This is a genomic window from Desulfofundulus thermobenzoicus, assembly GCF_009428905.1.
GTDB lineage: Bacteria > Bacillota > Desulfotomaculia > Desulfotomaculales > Desulfovirgulaceae > Desulfofundulus_A > Desulfofundulus_A thermobenzoicus.
The window spans coordinates 1-792 of record NZ_WHYR01000122.1 but is presented as its reverse complement, the minus strand read 5'-3'; the positions used below and the strand labels follow the sequence as shown (position 1 = coordinate 792).

Genomic DNA, 792 nt, shown 5'->3' with positions numbered 1-792 from the left:
ACTGCTCCCCTTATTGACATGTTCCTGGTGAGCCCTTGAGGTTAACCTTAATCAAAGTGGCGCCGTCAGGGAAGTCTTGACGGCCGGGGTCCCCGCGTGTGGTACAATTGAGTGACCGGCGGGGCACATGCATCACCGTGACATGTTCCCGGAGCCGCCCCGTCGGTAGTCAAAACTGACCACACGCGGGGTGGCAGTCAAGACCGCCACTTTGTTCCTTGTAATCTAAGCGGCTAGTTTCGGTGCCGGCAAAAGAAGTTGATCCGGGTATGGTACAAAGAATGCCTGTGCCGGTGTCCGCCCCCTGGTACGACGCCCCTGATGAGGACGCTTCCAGTTGTAATAATCCAGATACTGATCCAGGTCGGCCTGAAGCTCCTCCACGGAGGTGTATCTTTTGCGCCTCAAGGCTACCTGGAAGAATTCCTGGTACAGGGTCTGAATAAACCGTTCAGCGTAACCGTTGGTCCAGGGGTGCTTCACTTTGGTGGTCTTGTGCTTAACACCCAAGATAAGGCATGTAGCACCGTAAGTGTGTCCATAGGTGGGTTCGGACGAGCCGTATTCCCTGCCGTTATCCGTAAGGACCCGCTGCAGCTTAACACCCATGGATTGGTAGCCATGGTGGACGTAGTTTAGAAAATCAGCAGCGGAATCAGCCGTCTTATCGGTGTAGAGCCGTGCCCAGCCATAGCTGCTGGCGCAGTCCACTCCGACCTGGACGTATACTTTTCCGATCCCGGCCAGGCGGCCGATAAGCTTTCCGTCCTGGCTCATGAGGTAGCCTGGTAC

General features: G+C 55.8%; 1 protein-coding gene. It reads right to left on the bottom strand.

Annotated features, from left to right (window positions below):
• Positions 1–225: 225 nt before the first annotated feature.
• Positions 226–792 (bottom strand): integrase core domain-containing protein (locus GFC01_RS17785; RefSeq protein ID WP_152948481.1); only part of this gene is annotated, 567 nt, incomplete at its 5' end.